Below are 21,638 nucleotides of genomic sequence, written 5' to 3'. Positions count from 1 at the left end.
TAAAACAGCTCGCTTTTAAAGCTCGGTAATCAGGTAATTTTTGTATTTATTTTTATCAAAAACAAACATTCCCGGATCCAGATTCTGATTTTCTTTGTACTCTTTAATGGCAATCACTGCAACATCTTTGTTGTTTCCATGCTGTTCAAGCTTTACCATCTGTTTTTTTACCGGGTCTACAAACAAATACACATATTGTATTCCATTCGCTTTTACTGGTGTCAATTTAATAAAATCTGTATTTACACCGTTTACATTTTTCTTCCCGTTGTATGTTACATTATAATCATTTCTGTAGGTGGAAAGATAGTTGATAGGGGAGAACATAGATCCGCTTCCGTTGGGTTTTGCAACGGTTACTTCCATATCTTCCGTATTGATATTGTAGATTTTGTTGCCGTCAAAAATCTGTTCCGTTTCCATGATCTTTAACTTATACTTATCTCCGGCGGCATAGTAAATTCCCGGTTCCGTTTTTGAAACCTGTCCGTTGGTTCCTGTTCCGAAAGAAAATTTAAAATAAGAATTCTTCTTGGAATTATAGTTTGCCGTAATATCATCCAGAATTTTTTTTGCCTTCGCGTCAATTTTCTGGGCATTGGCAAATCCAACTACGCCCACAACCATACTGCTCACTATAATTTTTGAAATACTATTTTTCATTTTTATTTAAATCTTTAATCTTTAGACTTGCTTTATTGTTAAAAGTTAAACTTCATTGGCCTTTAACTGCGCAGGTCACTCAAAAACTGTTCCAAAGAATCTTCTTTATTCCTGTTTGAATCTTTAAAAAACTATTAAAGAATCTTACCCTTTTAAATCATCCAGAAACTGCTCAAGAGAGTGAAGATCACTGATGAGCACCTCTCTTGCTTTAGCCCCGTTAAATCCGCCTACAATTCCGCTTGCTTCCAATTGATCCATAATTCTTCCTGCTCTGTTGTAGCCCAACTTCAATTGTCTTTGAAGCATGGAAGTGGAACCTTGTTGGGTGGAAACAATAATTCTTGCTGCTTCTTCAAACAAAGCATCCTTTTCATTAGGGTCGAAAGCGCCTACCGTACTTGCAGAATCTTCGGAAACATATTCAGGAAGAATAAATGCCGAAGCATATCCTTTCTGCTCACCGATATATTCGGCCAGTCTTTCAACTTCCGGTGTATCTACGAACGCACATTGAAGCCTTAAAATTTCATTTCCGTTGAAATACAGCATATCTCCTTTACCGATCAGCTGATCCGCACCCGGAGAGTCCAGAATCGTCCTGGAATCTACACTGGATATTACCCTGAAAGCTGCCCTTGCCGGGAAGTTGGCTTTAATCATCCCTGTAATAACGTTTACAGAAGGTCTTTGGGTGGCAACAATTAAGTGAATTCCCACTGCTCTGGCCAGCTGCGCGAGCCTTGCAATAGGTAATTCCACTTCTTTTCCTGCAGTCATGATAAGATCTGCAAACTCATCTACTACCAAAACGATATAAGGGAGGTAACGGTGTCCGTTTTCCGGATTCAGTTTTCTTTCCGAGAATTTTTTATTGTATTCCTTTAAATTTTTACAGAATGCATTTTTCAGAAGATCATACCTCGTATCCATTTCGATACAAAGAGAATTCAGGGTATTGATTACCTTATTCGTATCGGTGATGATGGCTTCTTCTGCATCCGGAAGTTTTGCTAAATAATGTCTTTCTATTTTTGAATATAATGAAAGCTCTACCTTTTTAGGATCTACCATTACGAACTTCAGTTCACTCGGATGTTTTTTGTATAAAAGCGAAGTAAGAATGGCATTAATTCCCACCGATTTTCCCTGTCCCGTAGCACCAGCCATCAAAAGGTGAGGCATTTTGGAAAGGTCTGCCATGAAAATTTCGTTGGAAATCGTTTTCCCGAAAACCACAGGAAGATCCATATCAGTATTCTGAAATTTCTGAGACGCAATTACCGAACGCATGGAAACCATGGTAGGATTTTTTCTCGGCACTTCAATCCCGATGGTTCCTTTACCCGGCATTGGGGCAATAATCCGGATTCCCAAAGCAGAAAGATTAAGGGCGATATCATCCTGTAGCTTTTTAATGGCAGCAACTCTGATTCCCGCTTCCGGAACAATTTCATATAAAGTCACAGTTGGTCCTATCGTCGCTTTAATTTCAGCAATTCCTACATTGAAATTTTTCAGCAGTCCGACAATTTTATTCTTATTTTCTTCTAATTCTTCTTTGTTGATAGAAATTTCCTCATTTCCGTAATCCTTTAAAAGATCAACCGTCGGCATCTGGAAATTGGCTAAATCTAATTTATGATCATACAGACCGTGCTTTTCTACCAGTTCCTGGGATTTTCTGTCGGAATCATCCAAAATATCTACAACAGGAGCAACTTCTACTTTAAATTTAATATCATCTTCAGCCACAATTGCGGTTGAAGCCGCCGGTTTGATATCAAAAGCCTGTTCAGGGCTTGGCATTGGAATAGAAGGTTTCGGATTCAGATCTACGTGTAATGGTTGTGAAAAATCATTTTTATCCTCCTCAAAAGATGTTTTGTTTGGAGTTACGATCGTTTCAACTTCAGCAATAACAGGTTTATCATTAATTTTTTCCGGCTTTACGGTTTCCGTAACGGTAATTCTGGAAGGAATATTTTCTGCACTTTCAGCTTCTTCAATAAGTTCGTCATCTGCCTCAAAATTTTCGTCAGAACTCGGCATCATGGATTTTACCCTTCCAATCGTGTTTTCGTTAAGGTCATTCAGCTTAGATTTAATGGAACTAGGACGAAGATTGAATTCTAAGATAAAGTATAACGCAATGCTTGAAATTAAAACGAGCCAAAGACCGTAAGAACCAATAATTGTATTCAGGGAATCCATGATCTGGTAGCCGTACACACCGCTCAGAACACCCTGGCCTTTTGTAATAGCTCCGAATAAAATAGGAAGCCAGCAAATAAAAAACAAGGAATGTCCAACAGTTTTCCACGGCTTAAACATTTTCTTTTTAAGAATAATCGTTCCGAAAACTAAAAACAGAAACGCAATAATGAAAGAAGCCACGCCGATACTTTCGAAAATAAAAATATTTCCAAGCCAGTCGCCCAGCTTACCGAAAAGGTTGGAAGATTTAATGCTTTTATCCAGCATGGTTCCGGCCTGGCTTTGGTCTGCCTTCCAATTCATCAGGTAAGACACGAATGAAAAGGTGAGAACCACGGAAAAGAGAATGAAGGTAAGGCCGAAGAACACTCTTGGCTTCGATAAAAATCTGCCTTTTTCAGGCAATTCCTGTTGTTTTTTTTGTGTGTTTTTATCCATAATGTACTGTGGCAAATTTAATGTTTTTCAACATTAAAACAGGTGTATTACCGGTAAGAATATTATTATTTATTTGTCGGAAAATTATCAGCATAATTCCGGTTTACAGAAACTAAAATATTTAAAATAATTCAAATTTGATTTAATTTTTTCATTAATGTTTTTCCAGGCAGCGCTATTATTAAGACGATGTTTTTAGAATATACCATACATTGATTTACATAAATTTATTATAATCTCTAAATAATAAACTAAATTATCATTTAATAACTTTTAATTATTGCGTTTTTATCATCCCTTTTAATCTTATTAAGAACCTTTAAAAATAAGACTTATCAATGGTAAAGTGATAAAAAACAGCTTTTTTTCACGACATTGTAGTTTATCATCCTTATTTTTGCGTATCAAGTATATATAACATGAAGAAGCTCCAGGATATTCTTATCTCGACCAGAACAATGGCTGTGTTGTTACTGGTGTACGCATTTGCGATGGCATATGCAACGTTCTTAGAAAATGACTACGGAACTCCAACAGCAAAAGCTTTAATTTATGAGGCGTGGTGGTTTGAATTAATCATGCTTCTGCTCATTCTCAATTTCATAGGAAATATCGGAAGATACAGACTCTGGAAGAGAGAAAAATGGCCGGTACTGGTTTTCCACCTTGCATTCGTACTCATCTTTATTGGGGGCGCCATTACAAGATACATCAGTTTTGAAGGCACTATGCACATCCGGGAAGGAGAAACCTCCAATGAAATTGTAACGGACAAAAATTTCCTTAAAATTCAGATTGAAGAAAAAGGTGATGTCTTAAATTATCAGGACATCCCATATCTGATGTCTCCTTTACACAAAGATCTGCAGGCTACCTATGATTTTCATGGAAAAGAAGTAAAAATAGTGGCAAAAGAGTATGTTCAGAGAAAAAAAGACAGTCTTATTGCTGATCCTAACGGTGCGGAATATCTTCATTTGGTATCAACCGGACAAACCGGAAGACAGAATATCTTCATCAAACCCGGTGAAACAAAGTCAATCAACGGCACTCTGGTTACCTTTAACAGAGCCATAGAAGGTGCGGTTGAATTTAAAAATGAAGGCGGAAAGTTATTCATCAAAACACCTGTGGATGCGAGCTATATGACGATGGCAACACAGGCTACCGGAAATACCAAAAAGGATGAATTCCAGCCGTTGGCTTTAAGAAGTTTATATTCCATTAACGAATTAAAACTGGTTGTTCCTGAAGGTCTTAAGAAAGGAAAATTGATGGCCATTGAAGGAGACCGAAAAAAAGACCAGGCCGTTCCGGATATGCTTACGGTTGAAATTCAGGGCCCTAAAACAAAACAGCTGGTAGATCTTTCGGTTGAAAAAGGAAACCCGAATGCTTACAAACAGGTAACCATGGACGGATTGAATATTATGATCGGTTTCGGTCCGAAAATTTACAATACGCCGTTCTCACTTAAACTTGACGACTTTATTATGGAAACATACCCGGGAAGCTCATCTCCTAGTGCGTATGAAAGTCATATTAAAATCATTGATGAAGGCAAGCAAACACCATTTAAAATTTATATGAATCACGTTCTGAATCACAAGGGCTACCGTTTCTTCCAATCAAGCTTTGATCCGGACAGAATGGGTACCGTACTTTCCGTGAACCACGATTTCTGGGGAACATTGATCTCTTACATTGGCTATACGTTTTTATTTGGTGGAATGTTCTTTATGTTCTTCTGGAAAGGAACTCATTTCTGGAAATTAAATAAAATGCTGAAAGATGTTAATAAAAAGAGAGCGGTAACCGTACTTTTACTACTGTTAAGTTTCGGGTTGAACGCTCAGAAAATAGAAACACACGGAACAACAGACGGAAGCCGGGAGCATATTCATGTAGAAGGTGAAAATCACAATCATACTCCGGCCACTGAAACAGTTAACCCGCAAGGTGCACAGCCTTTTACCAAAATGAAAGTCGTTTCGGCAGACGAAATTATTGCCAGGAACAAAATAAACAAAGAGCATGCTGATAAATTCGGGTATCTTCTTGTGCAAAATTTCGAAGGAAGAATTGTTCCGATCAATACGCAGGCACTGGACGTTTTAAGAAAACTCTATAAAAAAGATGAGTTCAAAGGAACAGACGGAAATTCACTTACTGCAAACCAATGGTTCTTATCTGTAAATATTGATACGCCAAGCTGGACGATGGTTCCGATGATCAAGGTAGGAACAAAAGGCGGTGACGAATTAAAAAATAAAACTAAAGCCAATGAGGAGGGATACACTTCATTGATGAACCTTTTCCCCGCAGATGCCAACGGAAATTTAAAATACATTCTCGAAAGCGATTATAACACAGCGTTCCGTAAAAAACCTGCAGAACAGACCAATTATGATAAAGAAGTAATTGCCGTAAACGAAAGGGTTCAGATTTTCAATGAATTTTTCAGCGGACAGTTTATGAGAATTGTTCCGGTAAAGAATGATGCGAATCATACATGGCATTCATGGCTTGACCAGAAAATGGAACCTGATATGGAATCCCAGCAGGTGATGGGGCCGTATTTCGCCGAAGTTTTAAAAGCACAGCAAACCGGAGACTGGAGTAAAGCAGATTCGGAATTGACAAAGCTTTCAGACTATCAGCAGAAATGGGGCAAAGCAGTAGTTCCTGCCAAATCCAAAGTTGACCTTGAAGTTTTCATGAATAAAGTGAATATCAATTTCAAATTATTGATTTTCTATACGATCATTGGCGGACTTCTTTTATTATTGGGATTTGTAGAATTATTTAAGCCTAATAAAGTTTTAAATAAATCCATTAAAGTGATCATTGCAATCGGAGCTGTTGGATATTTCCTTCACTTCCTCGGATTGGTGGCAAGATGGTATATTTCCGGTCATGCACCGTGGAGTAACGGATATGAAGCAATTATTTTCATTTCGTGGGTTGGAATTACCGCCGGACTGTTATTATACAGAAATTCAAACGCATTAATTCCTGCTGCAGGATTTATGGTAGCCGTTATCATGATGGGATTTGCGCACGGAGGTTCTGCACTTGATCCGCAGATCACACCACTGGTTCCTGTACTGAAATCGTACTGGCTGATCGTTCACGTTGCGATTATTACATCAAGCTACGGTTTCTTTGCCCTGTCGATGATCATTGCGGTAATCAGCCTTGTATTTTATATTATATCCAATAAAGAAACGCATACAATTCATCACGATACAACTTTGAAAGAATTGACCATTGTTTCTGAAATGTCTTTAACAATCGGACTTTTTGCGCTTACCGTAGGGAACTTCTTAGGAGGAATCTGGGCTAATGAATCGTGGGGGAGATACTGGAGCTGGGACCCGAAAGAAACGTGGGCCTTCATTTCCATTATGGTCTATGCATTTGTTCTTCACATGAGATTAGTCCCTGGTCTACGAAGCAGATGGGCGTTCCACGTGGCGACCATGTTTGCATTTTGTTCGATGGTAATGACGTATTTTGGGGTAAATTATTACCTGAGCGGACTTCACTCTTATGCAGCAGGAGATCCTGTTCCGGTTCCGGCCTGGGTATATATCGGACTTGGAACAATGGCACTTTTATCAGCCGTTTCTTATTACAAGTTTAGAATCTTAAATAAAAAATAAATTTAAAATTTACCATCCATACAGTCCCTGGAATTAATTTTTTCAGGGATTTTTTATGTTGAATATTTAAACGACATAGGAAGCTGAAGCGTAAGAAAATTAAAATTCCAGGTACTGATTTTATCTCTTTTCACTCAGGTCAAGATAAATTTAAAATTAAATAGTTTTGATGTAAAAAAGTTATATCTTTATGATATCAAATTAATATCAAATTAAAAATCAATATCATGGAAAAAATTCTCAAACCGATGTCCGGTTATCTTACTTTGGTGATCTGTCTTGGACTTTTCATTGCTTCAATTTACCTTTTCGCAATAGGAGTTGATGAGAACATTACATTTGTTGTTCTTTCAATAATTATTTTTATTGTGTTCTGTTTCTTTCTGAAAGGTCTGATGATTATTCAGCCGAATCATTCCAGAGTGCTGAACTTTTTCGGGAAATATGTCGGAACCGTAAAAGACAATGGACTGTTCTTTATTAATCCATTATATTCTTCCCAAAGAATTAGTCTCCGTTCCGAAAATCTACAGGGACAAACCCTGAAAGTAAATGACAAAATGGGAAACCCCATTGAAATTGCTGTGGTTATCGTCTGGAAAGTTGGCGATACCTATAAGGCAGCCTTTGACGTTGAACGGTATTCGGATTTTGTAAAAATGCAGAGCGAAGCAGCGGTACGTCATTTGGCGATGAGCTTTCCTTACGACAATCTGGAAGACGATCATGCACCCATTACATTAAGAGAGGGCGGGGAAAAAATTAATGCCATTTTGGAACAGGAACTTACAGAGCGGCTTTCAAAAGCCGGAATTATCATTCAGGAAGCGAGAATTTCCCATCTTGCCTACGCATCGGAGATTGCAGGAGCCATGCTTCAGAGACAGCAGGCTACCGCAATTGTTGCAGCCAGAACCAAAATTGTGGAAGGAGCTGTGGGAATGGTAGATTTAGCATTAAAGAAACTTTCCGAAGAAAATATTGTGGAACTTGATGACGAAAGAAAAGCAGCCATGGTAAGCAATTTAATGGTTGTTTTATGCGGTGAAAAAGCAGCAACACCAATTTTAAATGCAGGGACACTGTATAATTAAATTAATCAGAAACTTTGTATAAGACAAAATATTAGAAAATAAAAGAATGAAATCAGAAAAAGCTCATAACAATTCTGAAAATAAAGGCAAGAAATCTTTTGTTTTGAGGATAGACGAGTCTACCTACAAGCTGCTTGAAAAATGGGCCAATGATGAATTCAGGAGTGTAAACGGACAGATTGAGTTTCTGCTTCATCAGAGTTTACTCCATTCCGGACGAAAGAAAAAAGAATAATTAATAGACAATCAATGAAAAAGCTGAGTAAAAATTTCTCAGCTTTTTATTTTATACAGCTTTGAAGCGTATCTGCCCCGAAGTAAAATATAACCAGCCAAATAAGCCCTTTAATGGTAAAAAAGGCAAATCCTGCCCATCCAACTCGTTTAAACCATTTCTTAAACTTCGAATTATTTTCCTGAGAACTTTCCATTTCTGTCTGTCAAAAGATTACCTTACAAATATAGTCATGTTTATAATTAGTCCAAATAAAAAATCCGTTAAAAAAATTTAAATTTTGCAGTTCGGTTAATATTTTTAACTTTAGGGAAAACGAAAAGTAAAATTTTTATGTCTAAAAAAGTAAAAGATTTTGGGATTGAAAAAACGCTCAAAAATCTAGGAATTAAGGATGAAAATAAAGGAACTTCAACAGGCGGAAAATACTTTGCATCAGGAACAACCATAGAAAGTTATTCTCCGGTAGACGGAAATCTAATTGCCAAAGTAAAAACTTCCGGAGCATCTGATTATGACAAGGTTCTTGAAGCTGCACAAAATGCTTTTAAAGAATTCAGGCTTATTCCGGCCCCCAAAAGAGGGGAAATCGTAAGGCAGCTCGGTCAGAAATTAAGACAGTACAAAAACGATCTTGGGAAGCTTGTTTCTTATGAAATGGGAAAATCCCTTCAGGAAGGTTTAGGTGAAGTTCAGGAAATGATCGATATCTGCGATTTTGCAGTAGGGGTTTCAAGACAGCTTCACGGGTACACGATGCACTCAGAGAGACCGGGGCACAGAATGTACGAACAATATCATCCGCTGGGAGTTGTCGGGATTATTACCGCTTTTAATTTTCCGGTAGCCGTATGGTCATGGAATACTGCTTTGGCATGGATCTGTGGAAATGTTACCATTTGGAAACCATCAGAAAAAACGCCGCTTTGTGCGATTGCCTGCCAGAATATCATGAATGAAGTTTTAAAGGAAAACAATCTTCCGGAAGGAATTTCAAGCGTTTTGGTGGCAGATCATGAGATCGGACAAAAACTGGTTGATGATAAAAGGGTAGCCTTAATATCTTTCACAGGCTCTACAAGAGTCGGGAGAATGGTTTCAGCAAATGTAGCACAGCGATTCGGAAAATCAATCCTGGAATTAGGAGGGAATAATGCGATTATCATTACTCAGGATGCCGACATCAACATGTCGATCATCGGAGCGGTTTTCGGAGCGGTAGGTACAGCCGGACAAAGATGTACTTCCACAAGAAGGCTTATTATTCACGAAAGTGTTTATGATGAAGTGAAAAATCGTTTGGTAAAAGCGTACGGACAGCTTAAAATAGGAAATCCTTTAGACGAATCTAATCATGTAGGGCCTCTTATTGATACAGATGCCGTAAACATGTATCAGGAAGCTATTAAAAAAGGTAAAAAAGAAGGTGCGAAATTCATTGTGGAAGGTGAAGTACTGAAAGGAAAAGGCTACGAATCGGGATGTTATGTGAAACCGTGTATCGCGGAAGTAAAAAACTCTTACGAAATTGTACAGCACGAAACTTTTGCCCCGATTTTATATCTTATTAAATACAAAACATTAGAAGAAGCCATCGCCATTCAGAATGATGTTCCGCAAGGTTTATCATCTGCAATCATGACCCAGAATTTAAGAGAGGCGGAATTATTCCTTTCTCATGCAGGTTCAGACTGTGGTATTGCCAACGTCAATATCGGAACATCCGGTGCGGAAATCGGTGGTGCATTCGGCGGAGAAAAGGAAACCGGCGGAGGAAGAGAATCAGGTTCAGACGTCTGGAAATATTATATGAGAAGACAGACCAATACCATCAATTATACAACAAACCTTCCTTTGGCACAAGGAATCAAGTTTGACCTTTAATTTAAACATTATTGAAATACGGAGATTTTAAAAATTAAAAATTGTCAACTTTTAACCATGATAAATCTCTTTGTTTCAACCTTATTAATTTACTATTAATCAACCCTAAGATTAATTAAAATGGAAACAATTGACATACAAGTAAACAAAGTAAAAGAAATAGTAGGAAAGCACGTTCTGGCCGATGGGTTCGATTTCGTAATGGATATCGAAAAATCGCACGGATCATGGCTTTACGATAAACTCACCAACAAAGAATACCTGGATATGTTTTCCATGTTTGCCTCGGCATCCATCGGTTACAATCATCCTTACCTGGTGGAAAAATCAGCCTGGCTGGGAAAAATGGCCGTCAACAAACCGACACTTGCCGATGTATATTCTGAAGAATACGCTCATTTTCTGGAAGTTTTCGAAAGGGTAGTAATTCCTGAAGAGCTTCAATATGCTTTCTTCATAGAAGGCGGCGCATTAGCTGTTGAAAATGCCATGAAGGCGTGCTTCGACTGGAAAACCCGTAAAAATTTTGAAAAAGGCCTTGATACAGAAGCCGGAATTTGTATTCATTTCAGACAGGCTTTCCATGGCAGAAGCGGATATACATTAAGCCTTACCAATACCGCAGATCCAAGAAAATATCAGTATTTCCCGATGTTCGACTGGCCGAGAATCCTGAATCCTAAACTTACCTTCCCCATTACGGAAGAAAATCTGGAAGAAACCATTAAAAACGAAAGACTCGCTTTATTAAATATCGAAGAAGCGATTTTAATGAACCCTAATAAAGTGGCATGCATTATTATTGAGCCCATTCAGGCAGAAGGTGGTGATAACCATTTCAGGGATGAATTTTTATCAGGAATAAGAAAAATATGCGACGAAAATGAGGTTCTTCTTATTTTTGATGAAGTGCAGACCGGAATCGGGATCACCGGAAAAATGTGGGCATTCCAGCATTTTACGGCAAAACCGGACATTATCTCTTTCGGTAAAAAAACGCAGGTTTGCGGTATTTTAGCCAATAAAGAAAAATTTGACGAAGTTCCGCAGAACGTATTCAGGGAAAGCTCAAGAATTAATTCTACTTTCGGAGGCAATTTTATTGATATGCTCCGTTTCCAGCTGGTGATGGAAGTTATTGAGAAAGAAAACCTTGTTGAAAATGCAAAAATTATGGGTGATTACCTCCTTGAAGGCTTGAGAACCCTTGCTGAAAAATATCCTGAAAAGTTAAACAATGCAAGAGGAAGAGGATTAATGTGCGCCATTGATCTTGCCACTCATGAGCAGAGAAATGCTTTAAGAGACGAGCTTTGGAAAGACGGAATGATTATTCTGCCGTGCGGGGATCACTCGCTGCGTTTCAGACCCCACCTCAATGTTACCAGAGAAGAAATACAGCTTGCACTGAATAAAATTGAGAATAACATTAATAAAATTTAAATTACGGATTTGTAATTTAAAAAAAAATGTCATAAATTTAGATACTCAAACGTAACAGAACTATGGAAAGAAGTACAAGAGTATCAGTTTTTGAAAGTGACAAACCCGCAGAAATTCAGCTTATTAAATCTAAATTGGATGATGCGAATATTAAAAATGCCGTAGAAAACAACTACCTTACTTTTACAACTACGCCAACGGCAACATCGCTCAAAGTAATGGTAAAACTGGAAGATGAAAAAAGAGCATTTGAAGTAATTGATGATTATCTCCAGCAAAATGAAAATCAATAAAACAATTTCATAATTTTAAATTTTACTACTTCGAACCGAAAATTAATAACAATTAGTTTTCGGTTTTTTTTAGGCTAATTTTTTATATCCTATTTTGAATCATTATGACATCATAAAAGTAAGACATTTAGTATTAGAGATGTCATGCTGAGCCTGTCGAAGCATAAACTTTAGCATTTTAAATTGAAATACTCATTTCACCCAAAACAACCTTTTTAATTAAAATTTTTCACAATAATGAATTTAGAAACCCAATTAAGAAAAGCGGAAATAACGGACAAAGATGTGATCTGGGACATTTTACAGCAGGCGATTGAAAGAAGGAGGAAAGATGGGAGCACCCAATGGCAACAGGGATATCCGAATATCAATACCGTTGAAAGTGATATAGAAAAAGGATTTGGGTTTGTAATGACCGTAGGTGGAGAAATTGCAGTATACACTGCTTTGATCTTAAATGACGAACCCGCTTACAGCACTATTGAAGGAGCGTGGCTGAGCAACGGAGAATTTGTTGTCGTCCATAGAGTAGCGGTTGACGAGAAATTTGCTGGTCAGGGAATGACTAAAAAACTGTTTGATCACATTGAAGATTTCACAAAATCCCATGGAATTCAAAGCATTAAAGTAGATACCAATTTCGACAATGTGGCGATGCTGAAAATTCTGGAAAGCAAAGGCTATACCTATTGTGGAGAGGTTTATCTGGCCGGTGGGATCAGGAAAGCATTTGAGAAGATTATAATTTAAAGGAAAAGTTAAATCCAACTTCATTGATTTTTTAAAAAATGCGAAATTTATAAACTCTATCATGTTTGTTCGTTTAGTTCAGAACTAATTTTTACTTTTGCTCCAAATTTATATACAATGCATAAGAGTATAGAAATTGATGAGAAAATTTTCCAGGATGCCGTAAAATTCTATGGCACAGTTTTCAATATACCTCCTCTGGCATCAAAAATATATGCTTACCTGTTATTCGATTACGAAAAAGTGGGCATTCCTTTTGACGAATTTGTAGAAGTATTTTCAGCCAGTAAAAGTTCCGTGTCAACAAGCATTTCCCTATTGCTGAATGCTGAACTGATTATTGATCACAACAAAATGGATGAGCGGAAACGGTATTTTTTCATCAATGACGGCTACAAGAAAATCAGATTTGAAAAAATAGTACAGAAAATGAAAGACGAATTAAAACTTTTGGACGACCTGGACCATTTTAAGAAAAATCATAATGGTTACGATGAAAAAATAGAAGCTTATAAAGCGCTTTTAAATAAAAATATAATAAATATTCAGGAATCTCTAAATAAACTTTAAAATGAATAATAAGCTAGTTATACTTTCTATTGCGGCCCTTTCCTTAGTGGCGTGCAAAAAAGAAGCTCCCAAGCAGGACGGCCCGAAACCGTATCCTGTTATTAATGTGGAAGCGAAAAATATAGTAGGTTACCAGACGTTCCCGGCAACCATTCAGGGTAAGGTGAACAACGATGTACGCGCTAAAATCCAGGGATATATCACACAGGTTTTGGTAGATGAAGGACAATATGTAACCAAAGGACAGCCTTTATTCCGTCTTGAAACCAATATTCTGAATGAAAATGCCGCAGCTTCAAAAGCGGGAATTAATGCGGCGGAATCCAATATCGCAGCGGCGCAGGCAGCAGTAAACGCAGCCAATGTTGAAGTGAATAAACTGAAACCTCTGGTGCAGAAAAATATTATCAGTAACGTACAGTTGCAGACGGCTCAGGCAAATTTAGCACAGGCGCAGGCGCAGCTGAAGCAGGCTCAGGCGGCTAAAAGCCAGGCGGTGGCCAATTACAAAGGAGTAGAAGCCAACATCGAGTATTCCATCATCCGTGCCCCTATTTCAGGAGTGATCGGAAAACTTCCTTTAAAAGTAGGAAGCCTTGTAGGACCGTCAGACCAGACACCTTTAACCACCATTTCAGACACCTCAGAAATCTATGCTTATTTTTCAATGAACGAAAAAGAGTATTTTGATTTCCTTGAAAAATCTCCGGGCGCCACCATGCCTGAAAAAATCAGAAATCTTCCTATGGTAGAATTACAGCTCGCCAACGGAAGCCTTTATCCTGAAAAGGGAAGAATTGAAGCGATCACAGGACAAATTGATCCTACAACAGGAACCATACAGTTCAGAGTTTCTTTCGCCAATGCACAAAAGCTCCTTAGCAATGGAAACAGCGGAACCATAAGATTCCCGCAGCATTACGACAACGTGCTCGTAGTTCCGGAAAGTGCAACCTACGAACAACAGGGAATTGTTTACGTATATAAAGTTGACAAGAGTGATACCGCCAGAAATGTTGTAGTAAACGTGATCGACAGAATCGACAATATGGCGCTGATCAAATCAGGCGTTAATAAAGGTGAAACCGTTATCGCAGCAGGAATCGGAGGCCTGAAGCCGGGAACTGCCGTTAAAAAACAACCTGTAAAAATGGATAGTCTCGTTCAATCAATAAAACCGAAATTCTAAAAAATGATTAAAAATTTTATAAACAGACCGGTTTTATCCACCGTAATCTCAATTCTGATTGTGATTCTCGGGGTACTGGGACTTATCGCCCTTCCGGTGACACAATATCCGGACATTGCTCCTCCAACGGTAAGTGTTACGGCCAACTATACCGGAGCCAACGCGGAAACAGTAATGAAAAGTGTGGTTGTTCCTCTGGAAGAGCAGATCAACGGGGTGGAAGGAATGGATTACATCACTTCCAGTGCAGGAAATGACGGTTCGGCCAACATCCAGGTTTTCTTTAAACAAGGAATTGATCCTGATATTGCAGCGGTGAACGTTCAAAACCGTGTAACAAGAGCAACCCCTTTATTACCAAGTGAAGTGACGCGTTCCGGGGTGGTTACCCAGAAACAGCAGACCAGTGCGTTGATGTATATGTCATTCTATTCTGAAAATAAAGACCTTGATGATGTATATCTTCAGAACTTTTTGAATATCAATGTTATTCCAAACCTAAAAAGAATTAACGGAGTAGGTGATGCCAACGTTTTCGGAGGTAAAAACTATTCCATGAGAGTATGGCTGGATCCTGCGAAAATGGCGGCTTACGGAATAACTCCTACGGATGTTACCAATGCCATCAATGAACAGAGTAGAGAAGCAGCAGCAGGTTCCATCGGGCAAAACAGCGGAAGCTCTTTCGAATATATCATTAAATATGTAGGTAAATTTAACGAAAAAGAACAGTACGATAATATTATCATTAAATCTTTGGGGGACGGACAAAACCTGATGCTGAAAGATGTTGCCAAAGTAGAACTGGCAGGACAGTCTTATACAGGAATCGGGGAAAACGGAAATAATCCTGCCATCAGTATGGGGATTTTCCAGACACCGGGTTCCAATGCTCAGGAGATCATCAAAAACATCAAAGAATACCTGAAATCAGCAGAGGGAAGTTTTCCGGAAGGGATTAAATATACCTTTAACTTCGATACCAATGAATTCCTTGAAGCATCAATTGATAAAGTAGTTCATACATTGATTGAAGCTTTCATCCTTGTATTCATTGTAGTATATATTTTTCTTCAGGATTTTAGATCAACGCTCATTCCGGCGATTGCAGTTCCGGTTTCTATTGTGGGTGCATTTTTCTTCCTGAATTTATTCGGATATTCCTTAAACTTATTAACCTTATTCGCATTGGTTCTTGCGATTGGTATTGTGGTGGATGACGCTATTGTCGTCGTCGAGGCCGTCCATGCCAAGATGGAAAACGGAATCTCCGATGCGAAAAAGGCTACTGTAGAGGCAATGGATGAAATCACAGGAGCAATTATCTCAATTACGTTGGTAATGGCATCCGTATTTATTCCCGTGACCTTTATTACAGGTCCCACGGGAGTTTTCTACCAGCAGTTTGGGATTACGCTCATCGTAGCGATTATCATTTCTGCCATTAATGCTTTGACTTTAAGTCCGGTTTTATGTTCATTATTCTTAAAACCTCACGATGCACATCATGCAGAATATAAAAATTTAAATTTCATCCAGAAGTTTTTCTATAAATTTAATATTGCTTTCAGAACAACAACGGAGCGTTACGGAAGAGGATTTATTTTTCTTTTAAGACATAAATGGGTTACCCTGATTATCTTTGCTATTACAGGAGGGATTTTATACTGGGCAAGTACTACCATGAAAAAAGGTTTCGTACCGACGGAAGACCGGGGGATTATCTTTACCGACGTTCAGCTTCCTCCGGGTGCTTCTATGGAAAGAACGTACAACGCTTTGAAAACGCTTCAGGCAAAAGCTTTAAAAGTTCCGGGGGTACAAAACGTTACCATTTCCACAGGTAGAGGTTTTCTTTCCGGAAACGGGAGTAATAACGGTCTTGCCTTCGTGAAGCTGAAGCCTTTTGATGAAAGGAAAAAAGACGGACAGACCTCTGAAGATATTACTAAAAGACTGTTCGGTATTACGGGAGCAGTTCCGGACGCCAAAGTGGTGTTCTTCCAGCCGCCGAGTGTACCCGGATTTGGGAGCAGCGCAGGTTTCGAGATGGTTCTTCTGGATAAATCCGGAGGAGAATATGTTGACCTGGATAATAAAACGAATGAATTTATCGGAAAGCTGATGCAAAGACCTGAAATTGAATTTGCCCAGACTTCTTTTAATACAAAATATCCGCAGTATGAGATGCAGATCAACGTACCTTTAGCAAAGCAGCTTGGGGTCTCTGTAAGCGACATCCTTTCAACTATGCAGGGCTACATTGGAGGAATTTATACTGCAGACTTTACAAAGTACGGGAAACAGTTCAGGGTAATGGTTCAGGCTCTTCCAGAGAACAGACAAAAGATAGAAAACCTGAATGAGTTGTATGTAAAAACAGGATCAGGAGCAATGTCACCGATTTCTCAGTTCGTTACTTTAAATAAAGCTTACGGACCGCAGTCAGTAAGCCGTTACAACTTGTTTACCTCCGTAAAAATAACGGGAGCCAATTCCGCAGGATTCAGTTCTGGGGATGCGATTACAGCCGTTCAGGAGGTAGCAAAAGAAACATTAAACCAAAATTACGATGTTGAATTTACGGGATTAACCAGAGAGGAATTAAATTCAGGATCTCAGACCGTGCTGATTTTTGCCTTGAGTTTAATTTTCGTGTACTTCATTCTTTCGGCACAATATGAAAGCTATATCCTTCCGCTGATTGTGGTGATTTCTCTTCCTCTCGGGGTAATGGGAGCCTATTTCGGACAGAAAATAATGGGACTGGAAAATAACATTTACTTCCAGATTGCCTTAATTATGTTGGTGGGACTTTTAGCGAAAAATGCCATCCTGATTGTGGAATTTGCCGTTCAGCGAAGACATCACGGAGAAACAATTGTCATGTCTGCCATCAACGCTGCAAAAGCCAGGTTAAGGCCTATCCTGATGACTTCATTTGCTTTTATCTTCGGACTTTTACCATTAGTTTTAGCAAGCGGAATTGGTGCGGTTGGAAACAGATCCATCGCTACAGGAGCTGCCATCGGTTTATTGATAGGTACTATTTTAGGACTTTTCGTTATTCCTGTACTGTATGTTATTTTCGAATACCTTCAGGAAAAAGTGAAACCTATAAAACAAAAGGACATCAATTTAGCAGAATAATTAAGCATTTTCAGGGTTTTCAGATTAAAAGTTTTGTACTGATCCGTGGCCCTGAACTTTAAACCTTAAACTTCAAATAATGAAGAATATTTCAAATATTATAAAAGGACTCTCTTTTTCCGTTGTACTTCTGGCAGTCGTATCATCTTGTATGGTAAGAAAGGAATACAACAGACCCAATAATGTGGTTGATGAAAAGCTGTACCGCACAGACATGCTTCCTTCGGACAGCACCAATATTGCCAATGTATCATGGAAAGAGATCTTTACCGATCCTATCCTTCAAAGACATATTTCAAAGGCTTTGGAAAACAATCTTGACATCAGAATTGCGCTGCAGAGTATCGCTTCTGCAGAGGCTTATCTGAAACAAAGTAAAGCAGCGTATCAACCAACATTATCCATCGGTCCCAACTATACTTTTCAGACACAGTCTATCAACACACAGTTTGGGCAGATTATCGGGGAAAGAAGATATATCAACCAATTTGATATTACGGCAAGTATCGGCTGGGAAGCGGATATCTGGGGAAGGCTGAAATCACAGGAAAAGGCTCAGCTTGCAGCCTATCTGGGCACTGTAGCAGCACATAAAGCCGTAAAAAGTGATTTGGTAGCATCCGTAGCTTCAGCGTATTATCAGCTTCTTACTTTTGATGCGCAGAAAAGAATCATCAACGAAACCATTGCAGTACGTGAAAAAAATCTTGAAACCACGAGAGCTTTAAAAACAGCTGGTACTTTGACAGAGGTTGCCGTACAGCAAAGTGAAGCATTGGTTTTTAATGCAAAATCTTTATTGATCGATATCGATACCCAGATCCAGCTTTTGGAAAACACCATGAGCCTTCTGATGGGAGAGCCTTCCCATACTATCGAAAGATCAACACTGGAAAGTCAGAGTTTACCAATCGACGTAAAGCTTGGATATCCTGCACAATTGTTGGCTAACCGCCCTGATGTAATGCAGGCAGAATATAATCTGATCAACGCTTTTGAATTGACCAATTCCGCTAAAGCACAGTTTTATCCTACTTTAAGACTTACAGGTAGCGGGGGAGTGCAGTCTGTGGATATTGACCATTTATTCAGCGTAAACTCATTATTTGCTAATGTTGTAGCAGGCTTAGCACAGCCTATTTTAAACAGAAGAGCCATCAGAACCAATTATGATGTAAGTCTTGCCAACCAGGAAACAGCCTATCTGAATTTCAGGAAAGCGGTTCTTACAGCCGGGAAAGAAGTCTCTGATGCCATAAGAGTGTTCTCTGTTCAGGATTCTTTCATTGAACTGAAACAAAAAGAGCTTAATGCTTATAAAAACTCCGTTGAATATTCCCAGGAACTGGTCAACTACGGGATGGCAGACTACCTTGAAGTACTCAACGCCAGTGTAAACTCACTGAATGCAGAACTGAATATTGCCAACGCAGAATACAGCAAAATGAAAGCTGCCGTTGAGCTTTATCAGGCTCTTGGCGGAGGATGGAAATAATATGGATTAAATAAAAATCGTAAAAAACGAGGCTGTCTTTAAAAGGCAGTCTTTTTTATTTTAATTTGAGAACTTAATACTTAGATAAAATCTCAATTATTAACTAAAGAAAACAAAAAAAAATGTTTGCATATTTGGTTTAAATACTTACTTTTGTACCGCTTTAAAAAATGGGGAATTAGCTCATCTGGCTAGAGCGTTAGACTGGCAGTCTAAAGGTGACGGGTTCGATCCCCGTATTCTCCACATTTGTAAAGAGTTACATTTTTTAAATGTAACTCTTTTTTTTATAATTACATTTGTTGTTAATTCTCGAATTGTAATTTCTTAATCCGTTTAAATAATTATAAAAACTTTTTTTTAAAAAAATTCAGCAACAATAGTTCGTTCCAGATATTTTATTATCTTTGGAAATAATTAAAAATAGAATAAAAACAGTCAAAAACTGACTATTTTTATAAGAAAATCAAAATACAACCAATTATTAATCAGGAGATAAGGAATTTCATTAAAAAACCCATATTCTCCATATTTGTTTATAAAACAAAAACTATGAAGAAATTATTTTTACTTGTATTCACCGCTTTTTTATTCATCGGCTGTAAAGATGAAGATACGATCTACGACTTCATCGGCACATGGGCCGGAACTTATTCGGGAACAGAAAAAGGAAACTGGAACATTGTAGTGGCAAGCGACGGTAAAGTAACCGGGACAATGAATTCTGAGCAGACTACAGAAAATTATTACATTTCAGGAACCCTTACCGAATCCGGCGAACTTAATGCGACCATCGGTTCTCCGGCAGACGGAGAGTTTAAGGGAACACTTACCAGGGATAAAAAAGCAAGCGGTACATGGGTAAATGCAGTTCCTACACCTACCAGATCCGGTACATGGAAAGGTGAAAAAACATCCAACTAATATAATAACTCACTATATCAAGCTATTCTTCTGAATAGCTTTTTTTATTGATAGTATATTCCTACCACAAGATGAAAAAAAAGGAAGGATAATTTATTTATATTTGTATCACGTTTGCCTGTAAAATCAAAGGAATATGAAGAAGCATCTGAATGATAAAGTTTCAAAGTATAAAATAATTCATACATTACTCATTGCATCTTTACTTACTCTCTCGTGCGGAGGTTCGAAAAAAGTAGCTTCCGGTAAAAATACAGGCACAAAATCCGTCACCACCGCTGAAAACCTCAGAAACCTGGATTCAAAATTCAGTGGTAAAGTTTCAAAATCCATTAATGAACTGCTCAAAGATGCAGAAAAATACCTGGGTGCTCCTTACAAATTTGGCGGAAATACGTCTTCAGGGTTCGACTGTTCCGGGTTAGCTGTAAAGGTTTTTGAGGAAAACAACTATAAGCTTCCCCGCAGATCTTCTGATCAGGCCGAAACCGGAAATACCATAGACATCAGGGAAGTGAAGCCCGGAGATCTTTTATTTTTCGCAACAGCAGGCGGAACAAGAGTTTCCCATGTCGGAATTGTTCATGAGATCGGAAACGACGGCGAAGTAAAATTTATCCATGCTTCGACTACAAAAGGCGTGATCATCTCTTCGCTGAAAGAAAAATACTGGAACAAAGCCTATCTGCACGCAAAAAGAATTCTTTAAAGCCATTCTTTAGACCGCATTTCTGCTCATTACAGTCAGAAAATTTTCCTTAACTTTTTGTATCTTTGGCGCAAATAATTTTAAACTAGAAACATGTCGTTACAACAAACAATTGAAAATATCTGGGACAACAGAGAATTATTGCAGAATGAAGACAGCCAGAAGGCTATCAGAGAGGTTATTGCTTTGGTGGACAAGGGAGAGCTTCGTACTGCGGAGCCTACTGAAAACGGATGGCAGGTAAATGAATGGGTGAAAAAAGCAGTAGTATTATATTTTCCGATTCAGAAAATGGAAACTATTGAAGTAGGTCCGTTTGAATTTCATGATAAAATACCTTTGAAGAAAAACTATGCTGAAAAAGGGGTAAGAGTTGTACCGCATGCAGTGGCAAGAGAAGGTGCTTATATTGCTCCGGGTGTTATCATGATGCCTTCGTATGTAAACATCGGAGCGTATGTAGATTCGGGAACGATGGTGGATACATGGGCAACCGTAGGAAGCTGTGCACAAATCGGTAAAAACGTTCACCTGAGTGGTGGCGTAGGAATCGGTGGTGTTCTGGAACCGCTTCAGGCTGCTCCGGTAATCATTGAAGACGATTGCTTTATCGGTTCAAGATGTATCGTGGTAGAGGGGGTTCATATAGAAAAAGAAGCTGTTTTGGGAGCGAATGTCGTTCTTACAGCCTCTACGAAAATCATTGATGTTACTGGTCCTGAACCGATTGAAATTAAAGGAAGGGTTCCTGCTCGTTCCGTTGTAATTCCGGGAAGTTACACCAAACAGTATCCGGCTGGAGAATACCAGGTTCCATGCGCTTTGATCATCGGTCAGAGAAAAGAATCTACAGACAAAAAAACGTCTTTAAATGATGCTTTGAGAGATAATAATGTTGCCGTTTAAGAATATACTTTAA

At 38.5% G+C, this 21,638-nt stretch carries 16 protein-coding genes and 1 tRNA gene; 15 read left to right on the top strand and 2 right to left on the bottom strand.

Annotated elements, in window-relative coordinates:
- Positions 1-15: 15 nt before the first annotated feature.
- Complete coding sequence (locus BUA76_RS01010; protein WP_072882769.1) at positions 16-663, bottom strand: outer membrane lipoprotein periplasmic chaperone LolA1; 648 nt, start codon at positions 661-663, stop codon at positions 16-18.
- 144 nt (positions 664-807) lie between these two features.
- On the bottom strand, positions 808-3,318 hold the full coding sequence (locus BUA76_RS01005; protein ID WP_072882767.1) for an FtsK/SpoIIIE family DNA translocase: 2,511 nt from the start codon (positions 3,316-3,318) through the stop codon (positions 808-810).
- A 419-nt stretch (positions 3,319-3,737) separates the two neighbouring features.
- Here BUA76_RS01005 and ccsA point away from each other — a divergent pair, with 419 nt between their 5' ends.
- The 15 genes from ccsA (at position 3,738) to BUA76_RS00925 (ending at position 21,625) form a co-directional block, all read left to right on the top strand.
- On the top strand, positions 3,738-6,983 hold the full coding sequence (ccsA, locus tag BUA76_RS01000) for a cytochrome c biogenesis protein CcsA (RefSeq protein WP_072882765.1): 3,246 nt from the start codon (positions 3,738-3,740) through the stop codon (positions 6,981-6,983).
- A 227-nt stretch (positions 6,984-7,210) separates the two neighbouring features.
- The gene (locus BUA76_RS00995; RefSeq protein ID WP_072882763.1) at positions 7,211-8,077 is read left to right on the top strand and encodes an SPFH domain-containing protein; all 867 of its coding nucleotides are present in this window, start codon (positions 7,211-7,213) and stop codon (positions 8,075-8,077) included.
- Positions 8,078-8,123: 46 nt separating this feature from the next.
- Complete coding sequence (locus tag BUA76_RS00990; RefSeq protein WP_072882761.1) at positions 8,124-8,312, top strand: type II toxin-antitoxin system antitoxin; 189 nt, start codon at positions 8,124-8,126, stop codon at positions 8,310-8,312.
- A 333-nt stretch (positions 8,313-8,645) separates the two neighbouring features.
- Entirely contained in the window at positions 8,646-10,196 is a 1,551-nt protein-coding gene (gene amaB, locus BUA76_RS00980; protein ID WP_072882759.1) for an L-piperidine-6-carboxylate dehydrogenase, read from the top strand.
- A gap of 120 nt (positions 10,197-10,316) precedes the next feature.
- Positions 10,317-11,639, top strand: a complete 1,323-nt coding sequence (gene lat, locus BUA76_RS00975) for an L-lysine 6-transaminase (protein ID WP_072882757.1) — start codon at positions 10,317-10,319, stop codon at positions 11,637-11,639.
- 62 nt (positions 11,640-11,701) lie between these two features.
- Positions 11,702-11,932, top strand: a complete 231-nt coding sequence (locus BUA76_RS00970; protein ID WP_072882755.1) for a DUF2007 domain-containing protein — start codon at positions 11,702-11,704, stop codon at positions 11,930-11,932.
- Between the two features lie 237 nt (positions 11,933-12,169).
- Positions 12,170-12,682 carry a GNAT family N-acetyltransferase gene (locus BUA76_RS00965; protein WP_072882753.1) on the top strand — a complete coding sequence of 171 codons (513 nt, stop codon included), beginning with the start codon at positions 12,170-12,172 and terminating at the stop codon, positions 12,680-12,682.
- Positions 12,683-12,799: 117 nt separating this feature from the next.
- Positions 12,800-13,252 carry a hypothetical protein gene (locus BUA76_RS00960; protein WP_029293232.1) on the top strand — a complete coding sequence of 151 codons (453 nt, stop codon included), beginning with the start codon at positions 12,800-12,802 and terminating at the stop codon, positions 13,250-13,252.
- 1 nt (position 13,253) lies between these two features.
- The gene (locus BUA76_RS00955) at positions 13,254-14,441 is read left to right on the top strand and encodes an efflux RND transporter periplasmic adaptor subunit (RefSeq protein WP_072882750.1); all 1,188 of its coding nucleotides are present in this window, start codon (positions 13,254-13,256) and stop codon (positions 14,439-14,441) included.
- Between the two features lie 3 nt (positions 14,442-14,444).
- Positions 14,445-17,591 (top strand): efflux RND transporter permease subunit, encoded by a 3,147-nt coding sequence (locus BUA76_RS00950; protein WP_072882748.1) that lies wholly within the window; start codon positions 14,445-14,447, stop codon positions 17,589-17,591.
- 79 nt (positions 17,592-17,670) lie between these two features.
- Positions 17,671-19,086, top strand: coding sequence for a TolC family protein (locus tag BUA76_RS00945; RefSeq protein ID WP_072882746.1), 1,416 nt, complete (start codon positions 17,671-17,673; stop codon positions 19,084-19,086).
- A 172-nt stretch (positions 19,087-19,258) separates the two neighbouring features.
- Positions 19,259-19,332, top strand: a tRNA-Ala gene (locus BUA76_RS00940).
- A gap of 306 nt (positions 19,333-19,638) precedes the next feature.
- The gene (locus tag BUA76_RS00935; RefSeq protein WP_072882743.1) at positions 19,639-20,010 is read left to right on the top strand and encodes a hypothetical protein; all 372 of its coding nucleotides are present in this window, start codon (positions 19,639-19,641) and stop codon (positions 20,008-20,010) included.
- Positions 20,011-20,146: 136 nt separating this feature from the next.
- Positions 20,147-20,719: a C40 family peptidase gene (locus BUA76_RS00930; protein WP_072882740.1), complete on the top strand. Its 573-nt coding sequence runs from the start codon at positions 20,147-20,149 to the stop codon at positions 20,717-20,719.
- Positions 20,720-20,812: 93 nt separating this feature from the next.
- Positions 20,813-21,625, top strand: a complete 813-nt coding sequence (locus BUA76_RS00925; protein WP_072882738.1) for a 2,3,4,5-tetrahydropyridine-2,6-dicarboxylate N-succinyltransferase — start codon at positions 20,813-20,815, stop codon at positions 21,623-21,625.
- Positions 21,626-21,638: the final 13 nt, after the last annotated feature.

This window comes from Chryseobacterium takakiae (assembly GCF_900129385.1).
Lineage (GTDB): Bacteria > Bacteroidota > Bacteroidia > Flavobacteriales > Weeksellaceae > Chryseobacterium > Chryseobacterium takakiae.
This window is presented reverse-complemented; position numbering and strand designations above follow the sequence as displayed.